We start from the raw sequence: 26,208 nt of genomic DNA on the forward strand, positions 1-26,208 counted from the left end.
GCATGACGAACTACGTGACCTCGACCGACGGCACCTCCATCGCCTACGACCGCCTGGGCTCCGGCCCGAACGTCATTCTCGTCGGCGGCGGGCTCGACGACGGCCGCGAGAACGAGCCTCTCGCCGCCTGGCTCGCCACCGACTTCTCCGTCTTCAACTACGCCCGCCGCGGCCGCGGCCGGAGCGGCGACACCCCGCCGTACGCGGTCGAGCGCGAGCTCGAGGACCTGGAGGCGCTGCTCGCCGAAGCCGGCGGAACCGCGCACCTGTTCGGCGCCTCGTCGGGCGGCGCCCTCGCGCTCAGGGCCGCCGCGGCAGGCCTCCCGGTCGACCGCATCGCTGTGTACGACGTGCCGTACTGCCTGGACGACGAGACCTACCGGCGCGCGCAGGAGTACGTCACCAAGGTCGGGCCTGCCGTGGCCGAGGGACGGCTCGACGACGCGCTCGAACTGTTCCTGTGGTTGGCGGGCTCGGCGCCGGAGGAGATCCACGCGATGAAGGCCGGGCCGTACTGGCCCGCGATGCGCGAGGTCGCGCACACGCTCGCGGCCGAGGCCGCCTGCCTCGGCGACCACCGCCCGCCCAAGGAGTTGGCCGCCATCACCCGGCCGGTCCTGGCCATCGACAGCGGTCAGAGTGCGGGATCCCCTGGCATGGCCGGCCTGCCGAAGGACTTCTTCGCGGTCGCCGCGGACGCCATCGCCGACCTGGTCCCACAGGCCGAACGCCGGACCCTCGCCGATCATGGTCACGTCGGCGCCCCCGACGTACTCGGGCCGGTGCTGAAGGGCTTCTTCCATTGAGAGCTGATCAGGATGCCGGGCGGAAGGAGTCGGTGAAGGTCCGGTAGAGCGCGCGGCTTTCGTCCCACTGGGAGTCCGGGGTGGACCAGTAGAGTCCGTAGGCCTGGTTCGCGCTGGTGACGACGCCGCGGTTCAGCACGTGCCGGCGACCGGACGAGGTGGTGTAGGTGAACTCCCAGTCGGCGGCCTTCTCGAAGTACTCGACCGGCTCGATCCGGATCCGCTCGTAGTCGTCGTAGCCGTCCGCACGCGCGGCCTCCTGCTGGCGCCAGTCGGCGACCGGATCCGGTTTCGGTTGGTCCGTCTGGTCGATGAGCAGGAAGCGTGCCCCGCCTGGCTCCCGGAAGTAGACCCGCTGGCCCTCTCGCTGCACGGTCCAGTCGGCCGGGACCACCAGCGAGAACCCGGTCGCATCCGTGTGCCGCTCGAAGCCGGCCGGGACCGACTCTGGTTGCCCGGTTGGTGAATTCGGTCGGCTGGTCGGCGAGTTCGGCCGGGTGGTCGGGGAGTTCGGTTGGCTGCTCGGGGAGGTTGGTTTGCTGCTCGGTTGGGTGGTGGCGGCCGACGAGGGCCGCTCGCTGGTTGCCGTCGGGTTGCTGCTCGGCGCCTGGCTGCTGGGTGGGGGTGGTGAGTTCTGCGCCTGGTTACCTTCGTTCTCGTTGATCGCCCGCACCAGCGCCCAGCCGATCACCACAGCCGCAACCAGCACGCACGCAAGCAGCACCCCCACAACCCGTCGCCTGTTCCCAGACGCAGGCTCCTCGCCGGACGCCGGCCCGTCTCCGGACGTCGGCGGGTTTCCGGTCGGAGGCGTGGTTGCGGGCGGAGGCGTGGTTGCGGGCGGAGGCGTGGTTGCGGGCGGAGGCGCGGCTCCGGACGGCGGCGTGGTTGCGGGTGGCGGCGTGGTAGCCGACGGCGGTGTGGTTGCGGGTGGCGGCGTACTTGTGGGTGGTTGGGCGCTGTGATCCGTGGGGGGCTGGGAGACGACCGGCGGAAGGTGCAGGATCCGGGTGCGCTGCCCGCTGTCGACCCGGGTCACGTCGGCACCGCTGTCCTCCAGCGGACCGCCGCCCGCGTCCGGCGCCGTCTCCGCCTCGCGCAGGAGACGTCGCGCCTCCCAGGCGTCGATGCGTTCCGCGGGATCCTTCCGCAACAACCCGTCGAGCACCGGCCACAGCGGACCCGCCAACCGCGGCGGGTCGGGATCATCCATGACGGCGGCCGCCAGCGTCGGCAGCGCTCCATCCCGGTCGTACGGCGGCCGTCCCTCGACCGCGGTGTAGAGGGTCGCCCCCAACGACCACAGGTCCGACTCCGTCCCGGCGCCGTGCGCCTGCACGCGTTCCGGCGCGATGAATGCCGGCGATCCCAGCAACGTCCCTGAGGTCGTCAACGACGGATCGCCCTCCAGCGTCGCGATCCCGAAGTCCGTGAGCACGACCCGACCCTCGCCGGTGAGCAGCACGTTGCTGGGCTTGACGTCCCGATGCAGTACGCCGGCCCGGTGCGCGGCCCGCAGTGCGGCGAGCACCTGGAGGCCGATCCGGGCCACCTCCCCCGGCGGCAGCGGCCCGTACTCGCGGATCGCGTCGGCCAGTGTGGTGGACGGGACCAGCTCCATCACGATCCAGGGCCGGCCGTCCTCCTCCACGACGTCGTACACGGTGACGACGTTCGGATGACTGAGCCGCCCGGCGGAGCGGGCCTCGCGCAAGGTGCGCTGTCGCAGGATCTCGCGGTCCGGGTCCGGCAGCTCCGGCGGCAGTAGGATCTGCTTCACCGCGACCGTCCGGCCGAGCAACTCGTCCCGCGCTTCCCAGACGACACCCATGCCGCCGCGGCCCAGCGTCGAGACCAGCCGGTACCGACCGGCCAGAACGCGCCCCACCATCGTCGAGTCGGTCATCGGTCTACGGCGTCCTCCGCAACTCCCCCCACGAACAAGAACGCCTTTGCAAGTGCCCACTCCACCCCACTCCCGAACGCGGAGACCACCGACCGGCCCGGAACACGCACTTTTGCGGCGACCCCGTCGGGGTACTGCGCCCGGAGCCGAGGGCCGGCTCTTGCGGGAAGGGGTTCGTCTGTGCGTGCGATGGTCTACCGAGGTCCCTACCGGATCCGCGTCGAGGACAAACCGCGGCCGGTGATCGAGCATCCGAACGACGCGATCGTCCGGGTCACCCGGGCCGCGATCTGCGGGTCCGACCTGCACCTGTACCACGGGATGATGCCCGACACCCGGGTCGGATCGACGTTCGGCCACGAGTTCATCGGTGTCGTGGACGAGGTCGGCCCGTCGGTCCGGACGCTGCGGGCCGGCGACCGGGTGATGGTGCCGTTCAACATCTTCTGCGGGACGTGCTTCTTCTGCGCCCGCGGGCTGTACGCGAACTGTCACAACGTGAACCCGAACGCGACCGCGGTCGGCGGCATCTACGGCTACTCCCACACCTGCGGTGGGTACGACGGCGGCCAGGCGGAGTACGTCCGGGTGCCACTCGCCGACGTCGGACCCAGCCTGATCCCGGACTGGATGGACGACGAGGACGCCGTCCTGCTGACCGACGCCGTCGCCACCGGCTACTTCGGCGCCCAGCTCGGCGACATCGCCGAAGGCGACGTGGTGGTCGTCTTCGGCGCCGGCCCGGTCGGGCTGTCCGCGGCCGCGTCCGCGTGGCTGATGGGAGCCGGCCGGGTCATCGTGATCGACCACCTGCAGTACCGGCTGGACAAGGCGAAGACGTTCGCGCACGCCGAAACCTACAACTTCACCGAGTACGCCGACATCGTCGTCCTGCTGAAGAAGCTGACCGACCACATCGGCGCGGACGTGGCGATCGACGCGGTCGGCGCCGAGGCCGACGGCAACCTGCTGCAGCATGTGACGGCCGCGAAGCTCAAGTTGCAGGGCGGCTCCCCGGTCGCGCTCAACTGGGCCATCGACTCGGTCCGCAAGGGCGGCACGGTCTCCGTGATGGGTGCCTACGGCCCGATGTTCAGCGCGGTCAAGTTCGGCGACGCAATGAACAAGGGGCTGACACTGCGGATGAACCAGTGCCCGGTGAAACGGCAGTGGCCACGGCTGTTCGAGCACGTCCGCAACGGCTACCTCACACCCCGCGACCTGGTCACCCACCGCATCCCGCTCGAACACATCGCCGAGGGCTACCACATCTTCTCGGCCAAGCTCGACGGCTGCATCAAGCCTCTCGTCGTACCCGAAGCCGCCTGACGGAGCATTCACATGGCCTACACCCCGCACAAGCCGTCCAACCCCGAGACCAGCGACGAACTGCGAGCCCGCATCCCCGGTTGGGGTGCCGATCTCGATCCGAAGCACCGGCCCGCCGTACCGAGGGAGGTGTACGAACCGAACCCCTACGGCGCGGTCTGGGAGTTTCCCGAGTCCCAGCAGGAGAAACGGCCGCGGGAGCGGTCGACAGAGCACGCCTACCTCACGCCGGTGTTCGGCACCTCCTGCCCGCCGCGCGGCGCGTCCGGCGTGATCCGCAGGTTCGCCTACCGTCGCTACAGCGAGGGCCGGGCCGCGCACTGGCTCCTGCTGATCGCCGCGGACCGGGTCGACGCGTTCGAGAGCACAGCGCGGTCCTTCGTCTCGAAACACCCGGACAATCCGCTCACGGAGACCGGCATCGTGACCGAGCTCAGCCACCACGGGCTGCGCTCACGCCGCCACCAGAAGCGTGCCGACGTGATCCACCATCCGCTGGACCCGGTCATCGTCGCCGCGCCGTGGATCGCCGCCGGCTTCGTGGTCGTCCGCGTCGTACGCCGGATCCGCCACGCGCTCCGATGACCGGGCCGACGTCAGATGCCGCCGCGGGTGGGCCGCGGCGGCATCTGCTGGGGTGTGGGTGATCAGCGGGACGCGCGGGCGGCCTGCTCGATGACCTTGGTGACGGTGCTGGAGTGCGTCATCAGACCGAGGTGACCACCGTCGTACTCGGTGATGGTCGCGCCGGCCCGCTTCGACATCGTGCGCTGCTCCTTGGCCGGGATGATCTGGTCCTTGGTGCCGATCACGCTCCAGGCCGGGATCGTCTTCCAGGCCGGGGTCGCGGACGGCTCGTTCAGGGCGCCCAACGCGCCCGGGCGCTGGGTCGCGAACACGAGATCCTTGTCGTCGGACTTCAGTCCGGTCGCGAACGAACTGTAGACGGTCGAGCGCTTCAGGTACACGTCGCTGTCCGGGCCGGGCGGCTGGTCGGCGGGCACCAGGTCGAACACGGTCGCCGGGTCCACGGCCAGCGCCGAGTCCGGTCCGACGAGCTGGAACGGGGTCTCGCCGGCCTCCGGTAGGAACGAGTTGACGTACACGAGCGCCTTCACGTTCGGCAGGCCGGTGGCCGCGTTGCTGGTCACGAAGCCGCCGTACGAGTGACCGACCAGCACGACCGGTCCGGGCACCGACTCGATGAAGCTGCGCACCGACGCGGCGTCACCCGCCACCGAACGCAGCGGGTTGGGGATGGCGCGGACCGTGTACCCGTCGTCCTGCAGTCGCTCGGTGACGGCGTTCCAGCTCGAGCCGTCCGCCCAGGAGCCGTGCACCAGCACGATGGTCGGCTTCGTCCCGCGCTGCTCTCCGGCGACACTCTGCACCGGGTTGAAGCTCGCCAGGGCCAGCGCCACCGCGGCGAGCAGGAACGCGAGCGCGCGCCCGCGTCGCCTGGTACGGCGTGCTGGATTGGTCAGGGGATTCGTCATTGATCTGTCCTGTTCCGTGCAATGAACAGCCGGCCGCGTACCGGTCGGCTCGTGGTGTATGTCCGCGCACCGCCTCCCGATGTGACAACGAACCCGGCTGTCACACCGGATCGCGCCGCCCGGTCGTTGTCGACGTACCAGTGATCGAAACAGGAGGCCCCGGCCGTGACGCACGACGATGTAGCCCGCAACCTCAAGGGCATGGACGAGCTCGACTTCAACGGATGGAACCGCGCCGACTGGCACGGGAAGTTCGCCGACTGCCACACCGACGACGTCTACGTGGAAGTCAAAGGACAACCGACGACCCACGGGATCCAGGAACACATCGAGGCGATGGAGGCTCTGGTCGAGTCCACCGGCGGTACGCCGGTCCAGGTCGCCTCGCACCCGATCAGCTTCGGCTCGGGCGACTGGACCTGCGTGGTCGGCGAGTTCGAAGGTGGCGGCCGCATGGTCACGATCGCCAAGTGGCGCGACGGCGCGATCGCCGAGGAATACATCTGGCTCTAAGTCCGCAGCGGTTTCCAGCGGACCGGTCCGACGCGGATGGCCGGCTCAGCGCGCGCCGGCCTGACGGGGCGTGCTGTGGCTGGCGCCGGTGGAGTTCGGGCGCAGTCGTAGGCGGCACGGCGCACGGGGTCTCGCAGGGTCGTGTACGCGGCGAGAAGCTCCTGCAGGCGCCTGTCAGCGGTGGCGTCCTCGGCATACGACCGGGTGTCAGGATGCAGCCGGCGGACCAGACCACGAAACGCCCGGTCGAGCTCATCTCCCGACGCGTCAGCGCCGACCCCGAGCACCACATACGGATCCGGCAACGTACTCATGACCGCTCTTCCCGTGGGCCGTCGAGATCGACGATCTGGACGCGGCGGGCAGGACCAGGGCGGCTCTTCGGCGCGCGGATGGTGAGTACGCCGTTGGTCAGCGTGGCCGTGAGCCCATCGGCCTGCACGGAACACGGCAGGTCGATCGTGAGGTGCAGCGGTCCGGGGTGACGCGCGTGCCGGTGCATCGTCCCGCTGTGTTCGCGATCAGGGATCCGGCCGCGGACGGTCAGCGATCGACCGTCGTGTTCGACGACGAGGTCCTGGGTGGTGGCGCCGGGCAGGTCGATGTCGACCAGGCACTCGTCGTCGGTCTCCTCGAGGTCGACCGCCGGCCACCACGTTCCCGACGCGTGGGGTCTGGCGAGTTCGTGCATCAGCTGGCTCGTCCGGCGGTGGATGTCCTCGAGGTGGGCGAACGGCTCAGTCGGCAGCCACCGCACGGCTGCCGGCCGCTGGTTGGTCCGGGGCATCGCGCTCACCACCTCGTCGTGAGGACCGGGTCGGGGTGATGCGGCCGCCCGCCGTACGTTGATGTCCTGGGCAGGACTGGCGGCTGGAGATGGCAAGGGCCGCCGGTTCAGGGTGTGACCGTGGCGGGCGGCCGCATCACCGCTTCAAGGGCTCCTGCTAGGTCGGATGTGCTCACCTCCTCCCTTAGGCGTGGATTCGGGCAGTGCCTCGGTACGGCGGAGGGCCGCGCTGGCGACCGTGAGGCCGTCGCCGGGGTACGCCGCCGTGACGGAGACCGATCCGGGGTGACCACCGGCGTGGTGGCCGCTCGGCCCACTCGCCGACGGGTGGGCAGCGCCGTTGGGTCGGTGGCTCGCAGGGCGCTTCCCAGCAGGCAGCGATGAGGGCGTCGAACTCCGCGTGCACCAGTTCGTCGTCGGCGAGCACGAGATCCACGAAGGCCTCGGCCTCGTCGAGTGTCTGCCGCAGCTGCAGTGTCGGTTGTGTCTGCGGTGCCCTGATCGCCCTCATCGATGTCACCTCGTCGACAAGTGCCCGGCCGGCGGGTGGCGGCGTACCTCAGCTTGCTGGTCAGGCGTCGACAGCCTGCTGGTCAGGCGTCGATCTGCTTGTGGCCGGTGTCGGTGTTCGCGATCTCGATCTTGCGCGGCTTGGCCTGCTCGGCGATCGGGATCTTCAGCGTCAGTACGCCGGACTCGTAGCTCGCCTCGATCCGGTCGGCGTCCAGCGTGTCACCGAGGAACAGCTGCCGGGAGAACGCCCCGAGCGGCCGTTCGGCCACCTGCATCTCCACGCCTTCACCGAGCTCGAGCGGCCGGCGTTCGGCCTTCACCGTCAGGACGTTGCGTTCCACGTCCAGGTCGATCGCGTCCGGCGAGACACCGGGAAGATCGAAGGCGACGACGTACGTGTCGCCCTGCCGGTAGGCGTCCATCGGCATCGCGGTCGGCCGGGACCACGTCCCCGGCGCCTGGCTCCCGAAGACCTGCTGGGTCAACCGGTCCAACTCACGGAACGGGTCAGTGCGCATCAACATCGCTCCTCCACCTCCTGCTCATCCCGTCAGCGCTGTGTCAATACGCATCAATTCTTCTACCACGTCAACGGAACGATGACAAGACCCATGTCATCCAACCGCTGACAATTCAGTCAGGCCTGGTACGACGTAGCGGACGTACGACGAACTGCTCCGGGACGGTCCAGTCGAAGTGGACGGCGGCCAGGCGTACCAACGCGGTCACCACCAAGCACGCGACTCCCGCGATCGGGATGGGTGTGCCGAGCTCGGCGAGCAGGACAAGGAGTCCGGTGCCGGCGCCCGCTGCGACGGCGTACAGGGACCCCACGTGCAGGAAGGAGAACGGCAGGCTCAGCATGACATCGCGCAGCATCCCGCCGCCGATGGCTCCGATCACGCCGACCACTAGGGCCCCAGCCACGCCCACGCCGAGGGACAACGCCTTCGAGGCCCCGATCGCCCCGAAGAGCCCCATCACGACGGCGTCGAGCGCGGTGATCAGCCAACCCGCGCGCGCCAGCACGGGTTGCAGCACCATGCCGAGGATCGCCGAGAGGCCGGCCACGGTCAGGTACCAGTTGCTCCAGACCGCGACCGGTGGCTGGTTGAGCAGGACGTCGCGGAGCAGGCTCCCTCCGAGCGCGACCGCGAGGCCGATCACCATGACGCCCAGTACGTCGATGCGGCGAGACCTGACCGTCGCAGCGAAGAGGGCTCCTTGCAGGCCGCCGAGTCCGGCGGCCAGGAGTTCGATCCAGAGCGTCACCTGGAACGGCGTGACCGACATGTGCGATCCCTCCGCGTGGTCGGGCCGACCGCGGCCGGCCCTCGAGCCGGACGCGGATCAGCTGTTCACCGCGACGCGTTCTTGGCGGCCTCGTCGATGACGTCGGCCACGACGCCGGCCTGCGTGACGAACAGGGCGTGACTGGCGGACACGTCGGTGATCTTCGCGCCGGCCCGCTTCGCCATGTGCTGCAGCATGGCCTGGTCGAACGCCTTGTCCTCCGTGGCAATGACGGCCCAGGTGGGCTTGTCCTGCCAGGCGGCGTTCTTCACCGGAGTGGCGAAGACCGACATGTTGATCGGGATCTGGGTGTCCCGCAGGAACGCGGCGTCCGCGTCGGTGGCGTCGTGGGCGAACCCGGCCTTGAACTTGTCGTGGTTGAGGAATCCGTAACCGTCGTCGACGACGTCGATGACGAAGTCCGGCGTCTCGGCGAATCCGTCGTACTGCTGGGCCGTGGTCTCACCGGCGTCGGGTGCGAGCGCGGAGACGTAGACCAGGCCGGCCACGTTCGGGTGGACACCGGCCTCGGTGATGACGGTGCCGCCCCACGAGTGACCCACGAGGATCGTGGGGCCGTCCTGCCGGTTCAGTACCCGCGTCGTCGCGGCGACGTCGTCCTCCAGCGAGGTGAGCGGGTTCTGCACGATCGTCACCCGGTAGCCGCGCGCCGTCAGGTCGTCGTACACGCCACGCCATCCCGAGCCGTCGGCGAACGCGCCGTGCACCAGTACGACGTTCTTGATCTCCTGGTCGGTGCTCATGAGCTGGTCCTCCCTCTCCCGCCCGGAGCTGCCGAGCGGCTGTGATGAGATCGGTGATCGATCTCTGATATGCAATATATCGCACGATGGAGACCGTCACAAGGCACGCGTGGGATTTCCGGTCTGACCCGATCTGTGTGCAATATGTTGCTATGCCGATCCCTACGAACACCCCGGCCGTCGACCGCACGCTCCTGCGCGACGACGTCTACCGGCGGCTGCGCGACGCGATCGTCGACGGCACGTTCCGGCCCGGCGAGCAGCTCAAGGACGGCGAGCTCGCCGACTGGCTGGGCGTCAGCCGCACCCCGGTCCGCGAAGCGCTGCTGCGCCTCGGGGCTAGTGGTCTGGTGGTGGCGTTGCCGGGTCGATCCACCAGGGTCAGCGCCATCGACATTCAGGTGGTGCGGGACGCGAAGGACGTGGTCGCGGCGATGCACGAGCTGGCCGTGCGACAGGTGACCGGCCGGCTCAGTGAACAGGACGTCGAGCGCATGCGCGACGCCAACCGCCGGTTCGCCGCCGCCGTGGCCTCAGGCGACGTCAACGCCGCCATGGAGGCGGACGAGGAGCTGCACCGGGTCCCGGTCGCCGCGCTCGGCAATCAGGCCCTCGAAGCCGTGATCGAGCGCTTCGACCCCGTGATCCGCCGCGCGGAACGGATGCGCTTCGGCGTCGACGGCCAAGTGTCTGCCGCCCGCCACGACCAGCTGATCAACCGCATCGTCGCCGGCGACGCGAACGGCGCCGCCTCCGTAGCCTTCGACATCTGGCACAGCCTCCCCATCGACGACACCCCCACCTCCGCCACTACTTGAGCTCAGCGGAGGTCTTGCCAGGACCGCCCGACCCCCACCGCCGCCATCCGGCTCGCGTCGAGGGTCGATCTCGTCAGCCGGCCCGCGGAGCGGGTCCTCGGCGAGGGTCGGGCGATCCTGGGTTGTTGGCCTAGTCGCCGTCGGTGTTGAAGTCGAGGTCGACCCAGGAGTGGGCACCCCCGCTGTTCGACGTGGAACCGCCGTAGGCGGGATCGACGTCTCCGCAGTTGCCGAACTCGTCCAGGTTCTTGGCGATGTAGCCGCTGATGTTGTGCGGCTGGTCGTTGGTGAGTTCCCCGGAGCTCAGCGAGACGCAGGCGAACTCGCCGTTGTCCAGCTTCCACATCAGGTTCCAGGTGAATCCACCGAGCTGGTCGGTGTAGGCGGTCATGGTGTCGGCGGTCTGGTCGGTGATCGTGCCGGTGGGCCGTTCGTTCCAGTGCCCGTTGGAGAGATTGCCGCCGTACCAGGTCATGGTCTGGCCGGTGTTGTTGGACACGGACAGCTGCACGCTGTACGCGCCGCCGGTGTAGATGAGCGAACCGGGGCCGCCGGGCTTCGCCGACGACACCGAGCTCGACGGATCGTTGGCCTGGGCCTCCTCGCTGGAGTTGGCGCCGGCCGACGGTGCCAGCATCAGTACGCCGGCGAGTACACCGGCGGCCGCGAGGCCACCGACGACCATCGGCAGACGACGACGGCGGCGGGTGGGGGTGGCTGAGGAACTCATGGTGGATCTCCTTGTGGCGTGTGGACCTTTCACCACGAGGATTCCGCCAGGACCTCCAACCCGACTCCAGCCCCACTCCAAAGCGTCGACAACCGTGGACGGTTGCGGATCACTCGGGTGTTACGACGGCGCCGAGGTCGACCAGGGTCAGCCGCTCACCGGACTGGTACGCCTTCTCGAAGTCCGCCGCTGGGAGTGTCGCCTGTACTTCGCGGAGCAGGCGAGCAGTCAGCGCTCGTCGTGGCCACCGACCGCCGAGGCGGAGTGCCTGAGCCGATGCCGCACCGTACATCCTCGCCGCTTCCGCCGGCCGGCCGCACTCGGCCAGCAGGTTGGCGCGGGTCTCCACCACCCCCGCACCGTGCAGACTGCCGTAGGTGAGGCTCAGGTCGAGGGCACGATCGGACCATTCGAGACCGCGCTCCGGGTTGCCCAGGGCAAGTTCTGCGTAGGCGCCGGCGGACGCGCTGAGGAAGGCGGCGAAGACGTGGCGCGCGTCGACGGCCCGGCGGTGCGCCGCGGCAGCACCGGCCGCGCACTGGCGAGGGTCGGCGCCGCTGCTGATGTCGACGAGGCCGCGTACCGCCGCGCACAGTACGTCGAGGTCGGGGTCGGCGACATCCGCGGCCACCGCCGTGACGGTGTCGAAGATGGTCCGCATGTAGTCGAACTCATCCGTCGTCATCGCCGCGGCCGCGGTGACCGCCAGCAGGTCGCCGACGAACGCCCGCCGCGAGACCGGCACCTCGTCGAGCAAAGCCGTCACCGCCTCGGTGTGCGGGCGGGCCAGGTCCGCGCGTCCCTGGAAAGTCAACGTCCAGGCCAGCGCGGCCTGCGCAGCGGCCTGGTCGGCGGCCGGCGCGTTGCGAGCGCGGCGTACTGCGAGGTCGAGCCACCGGCGCGCCTCGACGATCTGCTCGCGGGTGTACCAGAACATCGTCAATTGCGCGGCCAGCAGGGGTACCGCCGGTTCGTCGTCGCTCGTGAGCTCCCGTTCGAGCGTCGCCCGTACGGCGGCGTAGTTGGCCTCGAGCGTGCGGTACTTCATGATCTCACCGCGGCCGAGGCGGAAGCGGGGGCCGAGCACCGAACGGACCCAGCGATCACGGCGGTCGAGCATCGCGTCCCGCTCGCCGGCGTCGGTCAGCAACTGACGGGCATGCGCGCGGACGGTTTCCAACTGGCGGAAGGACGAGGCCCAGCCCTCGCGGTTCGACCGTGTCGACGTGAGCATCGAGCGGTTGACGAGCATCGGAATGAGGTCGACGGTCCGTCCGCCCACCGACTCGTCGGCGACCGCGGCGGCAGCAGCGGCGGTGAACGGTCCCGGGAACACCGCCAATGCCCGGTGCAACGCCTGCTCCGCATCGGTCATCTGCCGGTAGCTGCGGTCGATCTCGTCCCGCAAAGTGCCGTGGTCAGGTACGGCGGCCGCACCTTGGCGGGCCAGTCCGGTGGGGTCGAGCGTCACCTGCTCGGCGATCTCTGCGATCGAATAGCTGCGCCCGCGGGCAGCGGCGAGTTCGATCGCGAGCGGCAGACCATCGAGTCCGACGCAGATCTGAGCGACCCGCCGCAGATCCTCCTCCGTCAACGTGACGGTCGGCTCGGCCAACCGGAAGCGGCTGCGGAACATCTCCACCGCCGGGGAGGCATCCTGCGGGCGCTCGGAATCGGGCAGACGGAGCGGGGCGAGGGTGTAGATCAGCTCCCCTGGCAGGGCCAGCGGCTCGCGGCTCGTCGTGACGACGGTGCAGTCGGCCTCGTCGTCGACGACAGCCTCGACGAGTTCACGAACGCCCGGCAGGACATGCTCGCAGTTGTCCAGCACGATCAGCGCCTGCCGGCCGCTGACCTGTGACGCCAGCGCACGCAGCGGTGTTCCGACGGCCGGTACGGCGACGCCCAGGGTCGCCAGGGTCAGGTCGACGACCAGTGCCGGGTGGTCGACCTGTGCGAGGTCGACGAACCAGACGCCGTCGGGGAAGCGCGGGGCGAATCTGTGAGTCAGTTCGATCGCGAGCCGGGTCTTGCCGCAGCCGGCGGCGCCGACGATCGACAAGAGGTGGCTCTCACCGATGAGTCCGGCGAGTTGGTGCAGCTCGGTTGCGCGGCCGATGATCGGTGTGCCGCGGCGAGGCGGCCGTGACCCGGTGCGGGGCGCTCCGGGCTGCTCAGCGGCCGCCGCCGTGGATGTACTCGCGGGCGTGGCCACGGCCGGCGGGATCGGGACTGTCGTCGTCGGACGTTTCGCCACCGGGGCTGCCGTCGGCGTGGCCGCTGTGATCGGCAGCAGGGTGGGGTCGCCGTCCAGGATCCGCTGCTGCAGGTCCCGCAGTTCGGCACCTGGCTCGATGCCGAGCTCATCGATCAGGGAATCGCGTGCGACGCGGTACGCGTTCAGACCTTCCTCGATCCGGCCCTGCCGGACGAGCGCGAGCATCCGCTGCCAGTGTAGGTGCTCGCGGAACGGCGCCTCGTGGATCAGCGGCTGCAGGTCGAGGAGAGCCTGGTCGTTGCGGCCGAGTGTCAGCAACGCGTCGACGCGCCGCTCCCGGACCTGGGTGTACAACTCCTCGAGCCGCGCCACGTACGCCTCCGCCCACGGCTGGTCGCCGCAGGGGGTGAACGGCGGGCCACGCCAGAGTTCGATGGCGGCGTCGAAGCGCTGCAACGCCCGGTCCGGACGGTCGGTGGCGAGCGCGACGCGGCCTTCGTCGGCCAGCCGCTCGAAGACGGCCGAGTCGATGTCGGCGGGGTCGACCAGGAGCCGGTACCCGCCGGTGTCGTTCACGAGCACGGTCGGCGCCGCCCCGCGCCGCCGATCGGGCTCGAGCACCCGCCGTAGTCGCCAGACGTGCGACTCGAGCGTCGAGGCCCGGCCGCCGGTGACCTGGTCTCCCCACAGTGCCTCGATCATCGCGTCGACCGGCACCCGGCGGTTGGCGTGTACCGCGAGCAACGCGAGCAGAGTCGTCGGCCGGCTGCCGTTCGGCGTACGCAACCGGCCGTCGATCTCCAGCGAGAGGTGACCGAGGTCATGCAACCGCACACAGTGACAGTACGAGCGAGGGCGGCCGGGCGAAAAGCCCGGACCGCGAACTCACTGCCGCGTCAGGCCGCCGCGTGCAGTCCATCCGGAGCCGGAGTACGCAACGCTCCGGCACGGCGCCAGATCAGTTCTGCCTGGACGGCGAGCATGACGCCGACCATGACCAGGACGCTGCCGATGCCGCTCTCGTACGGGGTGTGGGTCAGGTAGGCGAACGTGCCGAGCGCGAACTTGAACGCCACCAGGCCGAGGAACAGACCGACCGTCGCGACCGTCCCTCGGGTATAGATGCGGCCGTCGGCCGCCCACATCCGGGTACGGCGGCCCCGCAGCAGACCGGTCACGAGACTCGCGACCAGGCTGACAGCGAGTAGCCCGTACGCCGTGCGGTTGTGGGCGACGTGCACACCACTCAGAACGCCGGCCGCCGTGTAGATCACCGCGAGCTTGAAGCGTCCTCGGCCGGTGACCTCGTTGACCCGTGTCTGCCGATAGAGCGCATAGCCGACCAGGGCGATGATCGCGATCATCTCCACGGCGTTCATGAGCGTTCTCCCTTCGGTACCGCGACACCGACCCGGCGGGCGGTCAGCCACAGCAGGCCGAGACTGGACAGCGCGAGGACGGCGTGGACGGGAAGCGCGCTGCTGGCGTCCCACAGTGCGTGCAGCACGACGGCGGCAACGAAGGCCAGCGCGAAGTGCAGCACCCGGCGTGCCTTCCACCCGGACGCGGCCGCTGCATACAGTGCTGCGGCCGCGATGCCTGTCCAGGCCATGTGACACGCCGGGCTCAGAGCACCGCGTAGTACGAGGAGGTCGACGGTGGCGCTCACCTTGCCGCCGGTGCCGACCAAGGTGACGAAGGCGTAGCCCATGGTTTCCAGGGCAGCGAAGCCGGCCCCGCAGGCGACCCCGAGCAGCAGGCCGTCGGCTCGGGTGCGGTTGCGCAGGACCGGGAGGAGCACCAGCGGCGCGATCAACTTGCTCGCCTCCTCGGCGAGCCCGATGCCCAGGACGGGCAACGCATCGAGATGGCGGACGGTGTCGTACTCGAGCCAGCCGGCCACGACGGTGCCGACCACGCCACCGAAGAAGGCGGCGCCGACGACCATCCCCAGCGGGACCGTGTACGGCATCGGCCGGCCGTTGACGAAGGCGAGAAACGCCACCGGGATCACTGCGGCGCCCAGCAGGATCGCGGTCGGCACGTAGTTCGGGTTGTTCGTGGCGACCATGGTGCGTTCCACGGCGGCGAACAGCGCGGCACCAGTGACGAGCACCAGCAGCCAGGCGTAGCGGCGAAGCCGGCTGACGGGGCCGGCCGCTTCGAGCGGGCCGGCCGTGATCGACGGGGTGACGGGAGGCATTGTGAACATCGTCGTACTCCTGATCGTCGTGGCGGGTCAGGCCCGGATCCGCTGGCGGCTACGCGTGACGACGTAGGTGCCGGCACCGGCGACGGCGACGGCGAGCGCACCGATGCCGACACCGAGCCAAGGCTTGCTCGATGGATCGTCGTGGGCCTGGACTGCTGGCCCGGCGTGGTGGACAACTGGCACGCCGCCCGGCGCAGGAGCCGCCGCGGCGTGACCAGGCCGGCCGGCAGAGTGCTCCTCCGAGCCGATCACTCGCACCACAGTCGAGGCGGTGCTGTTGCTGCAGGTGAGCATGACCGGGTAGTGGCCCGGGGCCGTGGTGCGGGAGATCGTGGCGGTGCCGTCGAAGGCGTCGGGATCGGTCTTGGAGAACCGTTCCGGACCGACGAAGGCCGGCGAGGTCACTGATACGACTGTCGGCATGGCCGCGGTGCCGGAAGCCGGTAGAGCACAGGTGCCTGAGACGTGCACGGTCGTGCCGGGCCGGACCGAGGCGGACGAGACGAACACAGCTGCCGGTGAGCCCTGCTGCGACGGTGTCGTCAGGCCGGTAGGCACGGAAGCCGCGCCGGTGGGCACAGGCGTTGGTGCGGCGGGCACAGGCGTTGGTACGGCGGGCGCAGCGAAGGCAATGCCGGCAGTACTCAGGGCGAGGACGGCGCCGGCGAACATGCCGACGAGGGTGCTGGTGCGCATGACAGGACTCCTGATCCGGTCGCTGGTGGCGGGATGTCACCGTTCACGCTGCACCGCGCCGCGCCAACGGCGCTCCAAAACCCCTTCAACGACCGCACCGCCACGGTTGGAGCGCGGGGTCTGTCACAACCAGCGTTGCTATCTGGTCTGTACCGGCGACGGAACTCGAACGATCGTTTGGAGATATCTGTGACGGATCTTCCCGACCTCCCCGCACCAGAGCACGGGCTGGTGGTGACCCAGTTCCTGACCGTCCGCGACGTCCGGGTCTCGAGTCAGTTCTACGCCGACGTCTTCGGCGGGAGCGTCGTACTGCCCGAGAATCCCGCCATCGTCCGGGTCGCCAACACCTGGATCATCATGAACCCCGGCGGCGGACCGACACCGGACAAACCGGACGTCACGCTCAGGGCACCCGAGGCCGGCGACCCGGTCTCGGCGTTCCTCAACGTCCGGGTCGCCGACATCGCCGCGTTCTACGCCGACGCCCGCTCGAAAGGCGCACAGTTCCTCACCAAGCCCCTCGACCGCGGCGCCGAACTGCGCTGCTACCTGCGCGACCCCGACGGCTACCTCATCGAGATCGGCCAGGCCACCGGCCTCCTCCACGGCATCACCGCCGACCAGTCACCCCCCACGAACTAGGCGCGCCACCGCCTTCGTTCGGCTCGAGAACCGCCGCGCGGGACAGCCGGCCGTCGACCAGCAGCGGCGAGCTCGCGACTCATCTTGAGTCGCGCGCTCGACGCTGCCGGATTGCTGGGTTGTCAGCGTCGTGGATGATCCGGGCTCGGGCAGGGCGAAACTGTGGCCATAGGCAACCTGCTCCCCGGGTCGGTCGGCCGAAGCGGTCGACCCGGCGGTCAAGGAGTCCGATCAGCCGTCGGCCGGGTTTGGATATCGACGCGGTGTCGACTGCGGTCAACGACGTACGCCGGATTAATGGCCTGCGCCTGCTCAACCCGCTGGCACTCAAGTGAATTGAGGGTGCCTGCGGTCGAGCGCTAGTAGCCTCCGCGGCTGTTGACCAGGAACGGCGCGTTGGCGTTCTTGCCGTTCGTCCCGACGAGGAAGTTCTGGCCGGTGCAGCGGTCGCTGCTCCACACGCGCTGGGTGATGCTGGTGCGGTTCCAGAAGGAGCGGCTGCCGATGTAGCTCTCACTCGGCTGGACCTTTCGGCACTGCCCGGACGGAATCGGCTGCCCAAGGAGAATCGAGTTGTTCGGCGAGGTGTAGTTCGCCTTCACCCAGAAGCACATCACGCCAGTTGAGTAGCACTGGCTCAGCGCCGTCGGCCCGAGCCACTTGCTCGGGATCGACGAGCCGGCCGAGCTGATGTCGGCCGCAGGCGCAGACCGCTTCGCAGCGACCTGGTCGTCAGCAGCTTGTGCCGGAAGTCCCAACAGTCCAGCGCCGACGAGGACAACGGGAGCCGTCAAGGCGAAGAGTCGTTTATTCATAAGGAAGAGCTCCTTTGTCCGGTTGCGCGCCTGAGCACGGGGCGAATTGACCTTTCGGAGGAGCCTAGGAACTGCCGCTTTCACACCACTTTCACTACATACCACAGATCGAGTCGGAGACGCCTGATGGTCGAACCGAGGTGGCGTCGTTGGCAGTATCCCGCCGTACAGACCGCGACCTGGTCGACCGCAACGATAGGGGACTTGCCCACAGCAGGCGGGATTCCAGCTCGACTGGCCAGCTCGCGGCGCCCTCCGCGCATTCGAAGCCGACAATGCACCCGACGTCCCAGCCTTACATCGAGCGGGCAGGTGGTCATAGGGTCCCGTCCATGCTGCTGTCGGTGGATGCAGGACCTTGGCCGTTCGAGGTGATTCCAGCGGTTCGGTACCGAAGGCTGCGGGATCGGCCGGCGTGGGAAGCGGATCTCCATCTCGACCTGCTCAAGCCGCAGGGTCCCATCGGCACGCGGACTTCGCTGGTCGTCTACTTCCACGGCGGGGCCTGGGAATCAGGTGGACGCGAGCTGGGGATGTACCCGTGGGTCAACCCTGTCCTGGCCGCGAACGGCATCGCCACAGCGAGTGTCACTTATCGGCTCACAACGACTGATCCGTTTCCGGCTCAGCTAGAGGACGCACAGGCCGCGCTCCACTGGCTACGGGATCACGCTGACGAGTTCGGCTTCGAGCCGAATCGTCTAGGTGTCTGGGGAGATTCGGCGGGGGGACATCTGGCGCTACTGCTCGCAACTCAACCGGCGATGCGTGTACGAGCCGTCGTCGCACGCTGTGCACCAACCGACTTCCGCGACTGGCATCTGGACGATGAGGACCAGCCAGGATCCGTCTTTCATCGCCTCTTCGGCGGCCCCAACAGCGCCGACACCGCACTCCGAGCCGCCGCCAGCCCAGCGAGATACCTCGAATCACGTGAGCCGGGCAGCGCAGCCCTGCCGCCGATGCTGCTGTTTCACGGTGATCGCGACGAGACCGTCCCCTACAGCCAAAGCCTCGACTTCGCCCGCACCGCCCGCACCCTCGGCGTCGACATCACCCTTCGCACAATTCGCGGCGGACATCACAACCTCACCCCAGACCAGATCGCGCCATGGACCAATCAGCCCTGGGAAGCTCTGGCCTTCGAAGCACGGCGCTTCTTCATCCATCACCTAACCAACTAGCCTTTCGGCAAGAATGTCGCACCCACCGCACCGGGCCAGCGAAGGCTGTCGGCCGCGCCACGAGCTTGACTTGTTCAGTGACGGTAGCCATCCCACTTCGGCTCGTGCCGGGATCCGCCCGGCGAGCCGGGCTCACGGGTCTCCTCACGCCGTGCGCCGGCCACTCCCCTGACGGAGCCCACTACTTCGTGTCGCGGCCGGAGCAGCGCTCAAGGACGATTCACAGGTCTCGTCACTCACGTTGAACCAATCCCGTGAAAGTCAACTGAAAGCGGCGCTCGGCAGACTGCCGGCAGACACCGACCGCAGCGTCAGCCGGGCCGGTGCGAGTCAATTGGACGTCCAACCTCACGGAGGCAATGCATGAATGCACGCAATGGTGCCACCCGGGTTCGCCGACCGCTTGCGATGCTCGCGGCGGCGCTGTTCATCACAGGTATCTCGACCGGCGCCGCCACGGCGGCCGTGGAACACGAGGCTAAGCCGGACGGAAGGTTCTGCGTAGTCGAAATCGGCAAGGCGGTAGACGGGGGCTTGTCGCCGGTGAAGTCGCAGACGTGCAGCAATGACCCGGATTCGTCGGCCTTCAAGGCAGCAGGCGCGCCTGACGTCCTGCTCATGGGGTGGTTCTGGAACGCGTACAACAGTCCGCCCGACATCACGCGCATCATCGTGTCGGCGGAGGACGGACCCTGCGACGCATCCGGCTACCGCATCCGGCCTAGCTGGCTGTGGAACAACGAGATCTCCGGTTTCTACACATACAGCAATTGCCATGAAGTGACCATTTTCGACGGCTCGAACTGGGACGGCGACTACCAGTACTGGTTGGACGACAAGGGCGATGGACCCAACGTGGGTTATGTCGGGGCGCGCATGAACGACCGGACCAGCTCGCTCTGGATCCGGTCCTGACCCGCGATCCTGCCGCAACACCCGAGTAGGCCGCCGGCTCGATTCGGCCGGATCGCGGATCGAGCCGGCCTGGCCCGGTCGGCGACCGCATCGTGGGAGATGTAAACGTCGACGCGGCCGCGGTTGAGCTCTACGGGTTGCCGCCCGAGCAGTTCACCGTGGCCGCAACCATGCCGCTAAGGCCGCCGGCGACGGACTACAGCGGCGGCAACTGACCCGGCGGCGCGCAGCTCCTGCGAACCGGTGAGCTGGCCAGCGCACTGCGCCACGTAGGGTTCGCGTGGTCGACGAGACTGGCGGACCAGACCCGCTCGCCCCGATCAGCCCCCGAGTAATCCGCAGCACCCGCTGCAGACACCGGCCAACGATCGGCCAAGCAGCCGGCGATGAAGGCCGCGGCGCGACCAGCGACCGACGGCAGCGACCAGCTGCCACGGCGGCGCGCGGAACTCGAAGCCCGTGCACGAGAGAGCGACACCGAGTACGCCGGGGCCGAAGCCGACCGTGTCGCGGCCCAGGCGGCGCTGGACGCGCGAGCACCAGATCGCCGACCTCGAGGCCACGATCGAGCGACTCGCCGAAGAAACCCCTTCTAACCGAAGCTATTTCAGCTCCGCGGAGGTCTTTCCGAGGAGGCGGCGGGCGACGATCAACTGCTGGATCTGTTGGGTGCCTTCGAAGATGTCGAGGATTTTGGAGTCTCGGGACCACTTCTCGAGGAGGTGGTGTTCGGAGTAGCCGAGGGTGCCGGTGAGTTCGACGCAGCGCAGGGTGATGTCGTTGGCGGTGCGGCCGGCCTTGGCTTTGGCCATGGAGGCCTGGAGGGAGTTGGGTTTGCCGTTGTCGGCCATCCACGCGGCCTGCAGGGTCAGCAGGTACGCCGCCTCCCAGTCGGCCTCCATCGCCAGGTACGACGCGGCCGCCGCCGGCTGGAGGTGGACCGGGCGGTCGTAGTCGACCTCCACCCCGGCCTCGGCCAGCAACTCGCGCGTCAACTCCAACGACGCCCGGGCGACGCCGACCGCCATCGCGGCGACCAGCGGGCGGGTGTTGTCGAAGGTCTGCATGACGCCGGCGAAACCCTTGTCGGCGTCGACCGACGGTGAGCCGAGCAGGTTCGCGGCCGGCACTCGGCAGTTCTCGAAGCGGATGGTGGCTGTGTCGGAGGCACGGATGCCGAGCTTGTGGTCGAGCCGCTCGACCGTCATCCCGGGTGTGCCCTTGGGTACGACGAACGACTTGATCCCCGCCCGTCCCGACGACTTGTCCACGGTCGCCCACACCACGACCGCGTCGCAGCGACCGCCCGCGGTCACGAAGATCTTCTCGCCGTCCAGGACGTACGAGTCGCCGTCGAGGCGGGCCGTCGTCCGGATGCTCGCCGAGTCGGAGCCGCACCCGGGTTCGGTGATCGCCATCGCGGCCCACACACCCTCGAACCGCCGCAGCTGCTCGTCCGACGCCACCGACGCGATCGCGGAGTTGCCCAGCCCCTGCCGAGGCATCGACAGCAGCAGCCCGACGTCGCCCCAGCACATCTCCATGATCGACAGCACCGACGACAGGTTCGACCCGTTCACGACCCCGTCGGCGGCTTCCGTCGTACGTCGTACGCCGGAAGCGCCCGCGCCCGAACCGGTGCCTGAGGCACCTAATCCGTCGACCATCGCGGCGAGCAGGTCGAGCTCGACCGGGTAGGCGTGCTCGGCCAGGTCGTACTTGCGTGAGTTCGGCCGCAGCATCTCGGCCGCGACCTGGTGCGCCTGGTTGACGAAGGCGCGGAACTTGCGCGGCGTCTCGAGGTTGATCATCAGACCAGCACCGCACCTTCCATCACGCCGATCGCCCGGAGGTCGCGGTACCACCGCTCCACCGGATGCTCCTTCACGAACCCGTGTCCGCCGAGCAGCTGCACACCGTCGGTCCCGATCTGCATGCCCTTCTCCGTGCACAGCCGCCGCGCCAGCGCGACCTCACGCGCGAACGGAAGCCCTTGCTCGGCACGCGATCCGGCCCGGTAGGTGACCAGTCGCATCCCTTCCAGCTCGATCCCGATGTTCGCCACCATGAAAGCGACCGACTGCCGGTGGCTGATCGGCTCGCCGAAGGCCGTCCGGGTGTTCACGTACGGCGTGACGTAGTCCAGCACCGCCTTCGCCGTACCGAGGGACAACGCGCACCACGCCAACCGGGACAACCGCACGCAGTCGGCGTAGTCCTCGAAAGTTCCCAGTTGCACCGCCGGCACGTCCTCGAGGATCACCCGGCTCAGCGACGCCGCCCGCAAACCCATCGACGGCTCGGCATCGATCGTCACGCCCGGCTGGCCGGACTCGACCAGGAACAACGCCGGCCCCCGCTCCCCCACCTGAGCCGCGATCACGAACAGCTCGGCGTCGGCGCCACGCGGAACCAGCGACTTCACCCCGTTCAGCCGGCCACGCTCGAAGGTGGTCTGCAGCGCGAACGGGTCGAACAGCGGCCGCGGCTCGAGGATCGCCAACGCGGCCGCGGGCACCGACGAGCCGGTGAAGGCGGGCAGGTACGTCGCCTGCTGCGTCTCGTCACCCCACAACGAGATCGCCGTACTCACGGCCGCCGGCGCCAGGCACGCGACCGCCTGTCCGAGATCGCCGTGCGCCATCGCCTCGGCCACCAGTACGCCGGTCATCGCGGACCGCTCGCTGACGATGCCGCCGAGGTCCTCCGGTACTTCGATCAGGCTCAGCCCGAGCTCGGCCGACTGCTCGACGACGGTGGCGTCGGTCGCGCAGGCCGTGTCCGCGTCGGAGGCAGCCGGCCGCAGTACCTCGGCGGCGAACTCCCGGACCACCTCGACGACCATCTGCTGGTCCTCGGTCGGGGTCAGGTCGAACCGGCCGGTGCCCTTCGCCGCGGGCAGCCGCGACGGTTGCGCGAGCTTGGAGGCGGCGCTGAAGCTCCGGCTGAGCGCACCGGCCGTCCGGAACCCGGTCCTGGTCGCCTCGAACACCACCCGCTCGGTCTGCTTCCGCAGCCCGAACCGGTCGATCGCCCGCGAGCTCGCCAGCCGGTTCAGCAAAGCCACGCCGACACCGATCGGGTCCCGCCGGCCCTTCATCCGTTCCTGCAGGCTCATGCGCTTACTGTAAACCGAAGTTACAACCCAGGTCACGTGACCCCCGACCACTCAACGTGGTGCAGATCGACAGGAGGTATCCGGTCGTCGGCCTCTTCGGTGGCCCGGTTTACACGGGGAGTTGCCGGCAGTGGGCGTATACGTCCTGTCGGTCGGTACCCAACCCGAGCGCGGTGCTACTGGCCGACGTCCTGATCGAACGCGCCCGCACCGCGTACCCGCGCGACGAACTCGCCGATGCGCGTCATCGCCTGCTGCGCCTCGGGCAGGAACGACCAGAACAGCTGGAAGACATGGGTGTCCGCCGTGTACAGCTCGGCGGTCACGTCGACGCCGTACTTCTCCGCGCGCTCGGACAGCCGGCGCATGTCGTCCCCGACCGGGTCCCCGGTCGCCGACTGGACCAGCATCGGCGGCAGCCCGGTCAAGTCCGCGGTCAACGGGCTCAGCAGCGGATCGTCGACCGGATGGTCACCGACGTACGAGCCGGTGATGCGGGCCATGGTCTTGAAGTGGACGTGGTTCGCCAACGGTGACGTCCCGTTGAGCACGCCGGCGATGTCGAGCCCCGGGCACATCAGGACCGCGCCGACGGGTAGCGGCAAGCCCTGCTCATGCAGCACCAGCAGCAGGGACATCACCAGCCCGCCACCCGACGAGTCTCCGGTCACGATGAGCTCGTCCGGCGGGACTCCCTGCTCGAGCATCCACAGGTACGCGTTCCGCGCGTCGTCCAAGGCTGCCGGGAACGGATGCTCGGGCGCGAGCCGGTAGTCCGGAACCAGTACGCCGGATCCGGTGGCAACCGCCAGCGCCCCGGCCAGCGCCCGATAGCCGTACGCCGACCCGAGCACGAACCCACCACCGTGCAGGTGCAGCACCGACGGCATCCCACCGGTGCCGATCTGCAAGGCCGGAACGCCTCCGGCCGTCGTCGGTACGACGGTCAGCTCGGCCGGCAGCTCGACCTGCGCGAGGGTCCCTTCGTACGCCGCGCGCATCCGGCCCAGCTCGCCCTCGTAGCCTTCGTCGGCCAACGGCGCCCACATCCGGTTCACCCGGTTGATCAGCTCGCCGCCCACCGAGCGCGTGGTCGCGATCGCACTGTCCAGGTCGCCCAGGAGTGTGCGGGCCCGGTCGAGGAACGCCTCCCCCGCGAGCGTGAGCTCCACCCGATGGGTCGAGCGCCGCAGCAGGTCGCAGCCGAGCAGCCGTTCCAGCGCGCGGATCTGCCGGCTCAGCGCCGGCTGTGACAGGTAGAGCCGGGTCGCCGCCCGGCCGAAGTTCAGCTCCTCCGCGACCGCGACGAACGCCCGCAGGTGCCGGAGCTCGATCGCGTCCGGCGTCCGCGGCATCGCCAGTACGTCGGCCGTCCCGTCACCGCTGTCAGTCATGCCGTCATTGTGGCCCGGATCCGGGCCGGGTGGTGATGCCGATGGCGCACCACCGTCATGCACGAACGGTCTTTCCCTTCGGTCCCGCACCGATGCCAGCGTTCTGGGCATGACGACCGTACGAAGTGCCGCGGTTCAGCTCCGCGGATGCGCCGGGCCGATCTGGGCCCGCGTGTACTGGCCACCGGCCGGCGGCGCGAGGCCGCCGTTGCTGGTGTTCTTCCCCGGCTCCGGAGACCCCGACGCGGAGTGCCGGCAGCTGTGTCTCCGCGGCGGTCTGGTGATCCTGGCCGGCCCGACCAGCACGCGGTACGACGAGGCCGTCGCGGACGCCCGGGCGATCGTCGGCTGGGCCGCGGACCACGCCGTCGACCTCGAGGCCGATCCGGCCCGGCTGCTGATCACCGGCACCGGCGAAGGCGCGGACGTCGCTGCCGCGGTCACCCGGATCGCGGCCGACGAGGGCTGGCCGGAGCTCGTGCTGATGCCCGACCTCATCACAACACTGGAGGGAACGAACCGATGACGAACCATGTGGCCCCACGGGCGACCAGGCGGGAGTGGACCGGGCTGGCCGTGCTCGCGCTGCCGACCCTGCTGTTGTCGCTGGATGTGAGCGTGCTCTACCTGGCGTTGCCCAGTCTCAGCGCCGACCTCGGCGCGGACAGCACCGAGCAACTGTGGATCCTGGACATCTACTCGTTCCTGCTGGCCGGGTTCCTGGTCACGATGGGAACGCTCGGCGACCGGATCGGCCGGCGGAAGCTGCTGCTGATCGGCGGTGCCGCGTTCACGGTCGCCTCGGTGCTGGCGGCGTACTCGACGAGTCCCGAGATGCTGATCGTCAGCCGGGCCCTGCTCGGGATCGCGGGCGCGACGCTGATGCCGTCGACGATGGCGCTGATCCGCAACCTGTTCCACGATCCGGCGCAGCTCGCGCAGGCGATCGGGTTGTGGTTCAGCTGCTTCATGGTCGGCATGCTCATCGGGCCGGTGGTCGGCGGGCTGCTGCTCGAGCGGTTCTGGTGGGGCTCGGCGTTCCTGCTCGGCGTACCGGTGATGGTGCTGCTGCTGGTCGCGGGTCCGCTGCTGCTGCCGGAGTACCGCGACCCCTCGGCGGGGAAGCTCGACCTGGCGAGCGTCGGGTTGTCGCTGGCAACGATCCTGCCGGTCATCTGGGGACTCAAGGAATTCGCCCGGGACGGATGGTCAGCCGTTCCGCTGGTCGCGATGGTCGCGGGAGTGCTCATCGGCATCGTTTTCGTCCGGCGGCAGCAGCGGCTGGAGCATCCGCTGCTCGATCTGACGCTGTTCCGTACCGCGAGGTTCAGCGCCGCACTCGGGATCTCAATCGCCGCGGGTGTCGTGATGGCCGGGATCTCGCTGCAGGCCGCGCTCTTCCTCCAGGTCGTGGAAGGACTGAGCCCGTTCCGGGCCGGGCTCTGGCTGCTGCCGCAGAGCGTTGCGATGATCCTCGGCCTGTCGCTGGCGCCGCGGATCGCGCAACGGCTGCCGACGTCGACCACCGCCGCGATCGGGCTGGCGCTGGCCGCGCTCGGCCTGCTGATGGTCACCGTCGGCGGGCTGTCGTTCGTGGTCGCCGGTCTGACGGTGACCTCGTTCGGCATGGGCATGCCGATGGCCCTCACGATGAACCTGATGATGTCGGCCGCACCGCCGGAGCGGGCCGGCTCGGTGGCCTCGCTCGCCGAGACCAGCGGCGAAGGCGGGATCGCACTGGGAGTCGCGCTCCTCGGCAGTCTGGGTACGGTCGTCTATCGCGGACAGCTCGACGTACCGCTGAGCGTGCCCGGCGACGCCGCGCAGCAGGCCCGGGAGAGCGTCGGCTCGGCAGTCGGCCTGGCTCACCAGCTCTCCGGGTCCGTCGGTGCCGAGCTCGCCGCCGCCGCGAAATCCGCGTTCACCAGCGGCCTGAACGTGGTCTCGCTGGTCGGAGCCGCCGCGTTCGTCGGATGCGCTCTGGTGGCTGCCGTCGCTTTCCGGGAGGCGCCTGCCGAGGTCGCCGAGGACAAGGTGACCGAGCCAGTCTGATGCC

At 69.3% G+C, this 26,208-nt stretch carries 26 protein-coding genes; 10 read left to right on the forward strand and 16 right to left on the reverse strand.

All coding sequences use genetic code 11. The features are described from left to right. The first annotated feature begins 2 nt into the window (after positions 1-2). Positions 3-806, forward strand: a complete 804-nt coding sequence (locus tag ACQPYZ_RS22680) for an alpha/beta fold hydrolase (RefSeq protein ID WP_433159418.1) — start codon at positions 3-5, stop codon at positions 804-806. Positions 807-813: 7 nt separating this feature from the next. Here the strand turns inward: ACQPYZ_RS22680 and ACQPYZ_RS22685 are convergent, their stop codons facing one another. After that, a complete protein-coding gene (locus ACQPYZ_RS22685; RefSeq protein WP_433159420.1) occupies positions 814-2,712 on the reverse strand; it encodes a serine/threonine-protein kinase in 1,899 nt (632 codons plus the stop codon). Positions 2,713-2,901: 189 nt separating this feature from the next. Between ACQPYZ_RS22685 and ACQPYZ_RS22690 the strand changes: the two genes are divergently transcribed. Both ACQPYZ_RS22690 and ACQPYZ_RS22695 read left to right on the forward strand, forming a co-directional pair. After that, on the forward strand, positions 2,902-4,041 hold the full coding sequence (locus tag ACQPYZ_RS22690) for a zinc-dependent alcohol dehydrogenase (protein WP_433169734.1): 1,140 nt from the start codon (positions 2,902-2,904) through the stop codon (positions 4,039-4,041). A 12-nt stretch (positions 4,042-4,053) separates the two neighbouring features. After that, on the forward strand, positions 4,054-4,626 hold the full coding sequence (locus ACQPYZ_RS22695; RefSeq protein ID WP_433159422.1) for a hypothetical protein: 573 nt from the start codon (positions 4,054-4,056) through the stop codon (positions 4,624-4,626). Positions 4,627-4,688: 62 nt separating this feature from the next. On the opposite strand, the gene ACQPYZ_RS22700 is transcribed toward ACQPYZ_RS22695, so the two are convergent. Beyond that, complete coding sequence (locus ACQPYZ_RS22700) at positions 4,689-5,537, reverse strand: alpha/beta fold hydrolase (protein WP_433159425.1); 849 nt, start codon at positions 5,535-5,537, stop codon at positions 4,689-4,691. A gap of 165 nt (positions 5,538-5,702) precedes the next feature. Here ACQPYZ_RS22700 and ACQPYZ_RS22705 point away from each other — a divergent pair, with 165 nt between their 5' ends. Further along, positions 5,703-6,050, forward strand: a complete 348-nt coding sequence (locus ACQPYZ_RS22705; protein WP_433159427.1) for a hypothetical protein — start codon at positions 5,703-5,705, stop codon at positions 6,048-6,050. Here ACQPYZ_RS22705 and ACQPYZ_RS22710 read toward each other — a convergent pair. The 5 genes from ACQPYZ_RS22710 to ACQPYZ_RS22730 all read right to left on the reverse strand — a co-directional run bounded on the left by ACQPYZ_RS22710 (position 6,047) and on the right by ACQPYZ_RS22730 (position 9,407). After that, a complete protein-coding gene (locus tag ACQPYZ_RS22710) occupies positions 6,047-6,364 on the reverse strand; it encodes a J domain-containing protein (RefSeq protein ID WP_433159430.1) in 318 nt (105 codons plus the stop codon). The genes ACQPYZ_RS22705 and ACQPYZ_RS22710 overlap by 4 nt on opposite strands. Continuing rightward, positions 6,361-6,837: an Hsp20/alpha crystallin family protein gene (locus ACQPYZ_RS22715; RefSeq protein WP_433159433.1), complete on the reverse strand. Its 477-nt coding sequence runs from the start codon at positions 6,835-6,837 to the stop codon at positions 6,361-6,363. The genes ACQPYZ_RS22710 and ACQPYZ_RS22715 overlap by 4 nt, the downstream gene beginning before the upstream one ends. A 593-nt stretch (positions 6,838-7,430) precedes the next feature. Next, positions 7,431-7,874, reverse strand: a complete 444-nt coding sequence (locus ACQPYZ_RS22720; protein WP_433159436.1) for an Hsp20/alpha crystallin family protein — start codon at positions 7,872-7,874, stop codon at positions 7,431-7,433. Between the two features lie 109 nt (positions 7,875-7,983). Beyond that, the gene (locus ACQPYZ_RS22725; RefSeq protein ID WP_433159438.1) at positions 7,984-8,643 is read right to left on the reverse strand and encodes a trimeric intracellular cation channel family protein; all 660 of its coding nucleotides are present in this window, start codon (positions 8,641-8,643) and stop codon (positions 7,984-7,986) included. Between the two features lie 65 nt (positions 8,644-8,708). Continuing rightward, positions 8,709-9,407, reverse strand: coding sequence for an alpha/beta fold hydrolase (locus tag ACQPYZ_RS22730; protein ID WP_433159441.1), 699 nt, complete (start codon positions 9,405-9,407; stop codon positions 8,709-8,711). 86 nt (positions 9,408-9,493) lie between these two features. Here ACQPYZ_RS22730 and ACQPYZ_RS22735 point away from each other — a divergent pair, with 86 nt between their 5' ends. Further along, positions 9,494-10,225 (forward strand): GntR family transcriptional regulator, encoded by a 732-nt coding sequence (locus tag ACQPYZ_RS22735; protein WP_433159444.1) that lies wholly within the window; start codon positions 9,494-9,496, stop codon positions 10,223-10,225. A gap of 130 nt (positions 10,226-10,355) precedes the next feature. On the opposite strand, the gene ACQPYZ_RS22740 is transcribed toward ACQPYZ_RS22735, so the two are convergent. The 5 genes from ACQPYZ_RS22740 to ACQPYZ_RS22760 all read right to left on the reverse strand — a co-directional run bounded on the left by ACQPYZ_RS22740 (position 10,356) and on the right by ACQPYZ_RS22760 (position 16,081). Continuing rightward, entirely contained in the window at positions 10,356-10,955 is a 600-nt protein-coding gene (locus ACQPYZ_RS22740) for a hypothetical protein (protein ID WP_433159447.1), read from the reverse strand. 109 nt (positions 10,956-11,064) lie between these two features. After that, complete coding sequence (locus tag ACQPYZ_RS22745; RefSeq protein ID WP_433159450.1) at positions 11,065-14,007, reverse strand: AfsR/SARP family transcriptional regulator; 2,943 nt, start codon at positions 14,005-14,007, stop codon at positions 11,065-11,067. A 62-nt stretch (positions 14,008-14,069) separates the two neighbouring features. Further along, positions 14,070-14,552, reverse strand: coding sequence for a hypothetical protein (locus ACQPYZ_RS22750; protein WP_433159452.1), 483 nt, complete (start codon positions 14,550-14,552; stop codon positions 14,070-14,072). Beyond that, a complete protein-coding gene (locus ACQPYZ_RS22755) occupies positions 14,549-15,385 on the reverse strand; it encodes a PrsW family intramembrane metalloprotease (protein WP_433159455.1) in 837 nt (278 codons plus the stop codon). The genes ACQPYZ_RS22750 and ACQPYZ_RS22755 overlap by 4 nt, the downstream gene beginning before the upstream one ends. A 27-nt stretch (positions 15,386-15,412) precedes the next feature. Beyond that, positions 15,413-16,081, reverse strand: coding sequence for a hypothetical protein (locus tag ACQPYZ_RS22760; protein WP_433159458.1), 669 nt, complete (start codon positions 16,079-16,081; stop codon positions 15,413-15,415). A 189-nt stretch (positions 16,082-16,270) separates the two neighbouring features. On the opposite strand from ACQPYZ_RS22760, the gene ACQPYZ_RS22765 reads away from it, so the two are divergent. Continuing rightward, on the forward strand, positions 16,271-16,726 hold the full coding sequence (locus ACQPYZ_RS22765) for a VOC family protein (protein ID WP_433159460.1): 456 nt from the start codon (positions 16,271-16,273) through the stop codon (positions 16,724-16,726). Positions 16,727-17,085: 359 nt separating this feature from the next. On the opposite strand, the gene ACQPYZ_RS22770 is transcribed toward ACQPYZ_RS22765, so the two are convergent. After that, positions 17,086-17,541, reverse strand: a complete 456-nt coding sequence (locus tag ACQPYZ_RS22770) for a hypothetical protein (protein ID WP_433159462.1) — start codon at positions 17,539-17,541, stop codon at positions 17,086-17,088. Positions 17,542-17,873: 332 nt separating this feature from the next. Here ACQPYZ_RS22770 and ACQPYZ_RS22775 point away from each other — a divergent pair, with 332 nt between their 5' ends. Next, positions 17,874-18,725 (forward strand): alpha/beta hydrolase fold domain-containing protein, encoded by an 852-nt coding sequence (locus tag ACQPYZ_RS22775; RefSeq protein ID WP_433159465.1) that lies wholly within the window; start codon positions 17,874-17,876, stop codon positions 18,723-18,725. A 363-nt stretch (positions 18,726-19,088) separates the two neighbouring features. Continuing rightward, positions 19,089-19,640 carry a hypothetical protein gene (locus ACQPYZ_RS22780; protein WP_433159468.1) on the forward strand — a complete coding sequence of 184 codons (552 nt, stop codon included), beginning with the start codon at positions 19,089-19,091 and terminating at the stop codon, positions 19,638-19,640. Between the two features lie 602 nt (positions 19,641-20,242). Here the strand turns inward: ACQPYZ_RS22780 and ACQPYZ_RS22785 are convergent. The 3 genes from ACQPYZ_RS22785 to ACQPYZ_RS22795 form a co-directional block, all read right to left on the reverse strand. Then, complete coding sequence (locus ACQPYZ_RS22785; protein ID WP_433159471.1) at positions 20,243-21,451, reverse strand: acyl-CoA dehydrogenase family protein; 1,209 nt, start codon at positions 21,449-21,451, stop codon at positions 20,243-20,245. Then, a complete protein-coding gene (locus ACQPYZ_RS22790) occupies positions 21,451-22,758 on the reverse strand; it encodes an acyl-CoA dehydrogenase family protein (RefSeq protein WP_433159474.1) in 1,308 nt (435 codons plus the stop codon). The genes ACQPYZ_RS22785 and ACQPYZ_RS22790 overlap by 1 nt, the downstream gene beginning before the upstream one ends. A gap of 176 nt (positions 22,759-22,934) precedes the next feature. Further along, a complete protein-coding gene (locus ACQPYZ_RS22795; RefSeq protein ID WP_433159476.1) occupies positions 22,935-24,152 on the reverse strand; it encodes an alpha/beta hydrolase fold domain-containing protein in 1,218 nt (405 codons plus the stop codon). A 109-nt stretch (positions 24,153-24,261) separates the two neighbouring features. On the opposite strand from ACQPYZ_RS22795, the gene ACQPYZ_RS22800 reads away from it, so the two are divergent. Both ACQPYZ_RS22800 and ACQPYZ_RS22805 read left to right on the forward strand, forming a co-directional pair. After that, positions 24,262-24,678, forward strand: a complete 417-nt coding sequence (locus ACQPYZ_RS22800) for an alpha/beta hydrolase (RefSeq protein WP_433159478.1) — start codon at positions 24,262-24,264, stop codon at positions 24,676-24,678. Continuing rightward, complete coding sequence (locus tag ACQPYZ_RS22805; RefSeq protein WP_433159481.1) at positions 24,675-26,204, forward strand: MFS transporter; 1,530 nt, start codon at positions 24,675-24,677, stop codon at positions 26,202-26,204. Before ACQPYZ_RS22800 ends, ACQPYZ_RS22805 begins: the two co-directional genes overlap by 4 nt. Positions 26,205-26,208: the final 4 nt, after the last annotated feature.

The sequence above is a fragment of the Kribbella sp. CA-247076 genome (assembly GCF_050942445.1).
Classification (GTDB): Bacteria; Actinomycetota; Actinomycetes; order Propionibacteriales; family Kribbellaceae; genus Kribbella.

Excerpts from the sequence above, each read along its gene's own strand:
- ACQPYZ_RS22680 (WP_433159418.1), top strand. The coding sequence starts at position 3 with ATGACGAACTACGTGACCTCGACCGACGGCACCTCCATCGCCTACGAC.
- ACQPYZ_RS22685 (WP_433159420.1), bottom strand. The coding sequence starts at position 2,712 with ATGACCGACTCGACGATGGTGGGGCGCGTTCTGGCCGGTCGGTACCGG.
- ACQPYZ_RS22690 (WP_433169734.1), top strand. The coding sequence starts at position 2,902 with ATGGTCTACCGAGGTCCCTACCGGATCCGCGTCGAGGACAAACCGCGG.
- ACQPYZ_RS22695 (WP_433159422.1), top strand. The coding sequence starts at position 4,054 with ATGGCCTACACCCCGCACAAGCCGTCCAACCCCGAGACCAGCGACGAA.
- ACQPYZ_RS22700 (WP_433159425.1), bottom strand. The coding sequence starts at position 5,537 with ATGACGAATCCCCTGACCAATCCAGCACGCCGTACCAGGCGACGCGGG.
- ACQPYZ_RS22710 (WP_433159430.1), bottom strand. The coding sequence starts at position 6,364 with ATGAGTACGTTGCCGGATCCGTATGTGGTGCTCGGGGTCGGCGCTGAC.
- ACQPYZ_RS22715 (WP_433159433.1), bottom strand. The coding sequence starts at position 6,837 with ATGCCCCGGACCAACCAGCGGCCGGCAGCCGTGCGGTGGCTGCCGACT.
- ACQPYZ_RS22720 (WP_433159436.1), bottom strand. The coding sequence starts at position 7,874 with ATGTTGATGCGCACTGACCCGTTCCGTGAGTTGGACCGGTTGACCCAG.
- ACQPYZ_RS22725 (WP_433159438.1), bottom strand. The coding sequence starts at position 8,643 with ATGTCGGTCACGCCGTTCCAGGTGACGCTCTGGATCGAACTCCTGGCC.
- ACQPYZ_RS22730 (WP_433159441.1), bottom strand. The coding sequence starts at position 9,407 with ATGAGCACCGACCAGGAGATCAAGAACGTCGTACTGGTGCACGGCGCG.
- ACQPYZ_RS22735 (WP_433159444.1), top strand. The coding sequence starts at position 9,494 with ATGGAGACCGTCACAAGGCACGCGTGGGATTTCCGGTCTGACCCGATC.
- ACQPYZ_RS22740 (WP_433159447.1), bottom strand. The coding sequence starts at position 10,955 with ATGAGTTCCTCAGCCACCCCCACCCGCCGCCGTCGTCGTCTGCCGATG.
- ACQPYZ_RS22750 (WP_433159452.1), bottom strand. The coding sequence starts at position 14,552 with ATGAACGCCGTGGAGATGATCGCGATCATCGCCCTGGTCGGCTATGCG.
- ACQPYZ_RS22755 (WP_433159455.1), bottom strand. The coding sequence starts at position 15,385 with ATGTTCACAATGCCTCCCGTCACCCCGTCGATCACGGCCGGCCCGCTC.
- ACQPYZ_RS22760 (WP_433159458.1), bottom strand. The coding sequence starts at position 16,081 with ATGCGCACCAGCACCCTCGTCGGCATGTTCGCCGGCGCCGTCCTCGCC.
- ACQPYZ_RS22770 (WP_433159462.1), bottom strand. The coding sequence starts at position 17,541 with ATGAATAAACGACTCTTCGCCTTGACGGCTCCCGTTGTCCTCGTCGGC.
- ACQPYZ_RS22775 (WP_433159465.1), top strand. The coding sequence starts at position 17,874 with ATGCTGCTGTCGGTGGATGCAGGACCTTGGCCGTTCGAGGTGATTCCA.
- ACQPYZ_RS22780 (WP_433159468.1), top strand. The coding sequence starts at position 19,089 with ATGAATGCACGCAATGGTGCCACCCGGGTTCGCCGACCGCTTGCGATG.
- ACQPYZ_RS22785 (WP_433159471.1), bottom strand. The coding sequence starts at position 21,451 with ATGATCAACCTCGAGACGCCGCGCAAGTTCCGCGCCTTCGTCAACCAG.
- ACQPYZ_RS22790 (WP_433159474.1), bottom strand. The coding sequence starts at position 22,758 with ATGAGCCTGCAGGAACGGATGAAGGGCCGGCGGGACCCGATCGGTGTC.
- ACQPYZ_RS22795 (WP_433159476.1), bottom strand. The coding sequence starts at position 24,152 with ATGACTGACAGCGGTGACGGGACGGCCGACGTACTGGCGATGCCGCGG.
- ACQPYZ_RS22800 (WP_433159478.1), top strand. The coding sequence starts at position 24,262 with ATGACGACCGTACGAAGTGCCGCGGTTCAGCTCCGCGGATGCGCCGGG.
- ACQPYZ_RS22805 (WP_433159481.1), top strand. The coding sequence starts at position 24,675 with ATGACGAACCATGTGGCCCCACGGGCGACCAGGCGGGAGTGGACCGGG.